We start from the raw sequence: 1,393 nt of genomic DNA, 5'->3' as shown, positions 1-1,393 counted from the left end.
AGACGAACCGTCACGTGTCATAGACGAGACGACACGGCGGTTCAATCACGCACTGACGAATGTGCAACTCGAAGGGCTGTCAGAGAACGAGGCACGAGAGATGGTTAGACAGATCGTTGTTGAGTCTCGGTGAAAAGCACTCACTCAGCTTCGATAGCGAGAAAGTCGTCTATGGAAAGAATCTGTAACGATGAGTCAGTGTCGTAGCGACTCACTATCTGGTCGTTGATTCGCTCCGGTATCGACTTATTTTCTGAGCCCAAGAAATCCGCAAAAGAGTCGGAAAGACCACCACTGCTCTCATCCACGTTACCACCTTTTAGAGTACTTCCTGTGTCCTCGTCGCTTCCCAAGAGGTCTTCAGTGTCTTCAGTGAGGAATGTCCCCGACCCGCCGTTTCGACTCCACGCGGCTGCATCACAGAGAACTCTGATATCGGCCTCGTTCTCAACGACACCACGTAGCTGGCCGACTAACTGAGCATCGACCCCATCAAGGGTCAAGACAGTGAGGACTCCGTCAGTTTCGAAGAGTTCGTCTCTCGCCTTCTCTAGTCGGTTAATCAGCTCGTTCAATCGACGAACCACTTCAACGTCGTCCATCTCGGAGAGGTCGGAGTATAGGTCGATGACGTATCGAACGTCATTCTTCTGGTGCAGGTCAGTGGGCTCGTACTCGTCCAGATCGTCTGTCGCGGCGAACTCCAAGAGCTCGCGGTGGATATCTTGGTGCCGATCAGCTACCGAGACGAACTCGCGCTTGATGCGCTCGCTGGCGACTTTGTCGAAAGTGGACTCTTCGAAGAGTACTCTTGCGCCTTTCTCCCCTTCGACAGCGTAAGCGAACAACACGCAGGTATCGGTGAACACGTCCTCTACGTCCCCACCGGGTGCGAACTCATCCATCTCGACGCATCGCCTGGAGCGCGGCCGTTCGACCGATTCTTTCCACGTCGTCGTCGTGTTCTGGGTACTGAGCTGAACCCGGAACTAGGCCAGCGTCCACACACGACTCACTGACACTGTCGATGTGTTTCTGTAGGTTGTCTTCGACAGAGAAGTGTTTCTGGGCAGACCACTTCCGTAAGGTCGGAGCGTTCGGACCCTTTGCAGTCTCCTTCGACATCAAGAGGGCGGGATACTCCCAGATCCACTCGTTGTAGACCTGCTTCAGCTCTTCTAGCGCGGCCACCTGTGACTCCGTGACTTCTGATGACCGCGTCTGACTGAGGACGAGAAACGCGACCTCTACCAGATTCGTGAACTCTCGGACTTCGTCGAGAGTCTGACTCAGGGAGTCGACACTCACCAAGCCGAGGTGTATTCGAGCAGCAGCACGTCCGACGTTCTCGTATTTTTCTATTCCAAACGCCGAACGATCTACTGAGGATGCT

The 1,393-nt window shown here is 54.2% G+C and carries 2 protein-coding genes; both read right to left on the bottom strand.

The window, feature by feature from the left end:
* Window positions 1-140 precede the first annotated feature (140 nt).
* Window positions 141-905, bottom strand: a complete 765-nt coding sequence (locus AUR66_RS17795; protein ID WP_058573494.1) for a hypothetical protein — start codon at window positions 903-905, stop codon at window positions 141-143.
* The coding region (locus AUR66_RS17790; protein ID WP_231727959.1) for a hypothetical protein at window positions 898-1,393 on the bottom strand (496 nt) is incomplete at its 5' end. The genes AUR66_RS17790 and AUR66_RS17795, both read right to left, overlap by 8 nt.

Source organism: Haloferax profundi (assembly GCF_001469865.1).
GTDB classification, from domain to species: Archaea; Halobacteriota; Halobacteria; order Halobacteriales; family Haloferacaceae; genus Haloferax; species Haloferax profundi.
The sequence above is the reverse complement of the archived record's forward strand: the minus strand, read 5'-3'. Positions and strand labels throughout refer to the sequence as shown.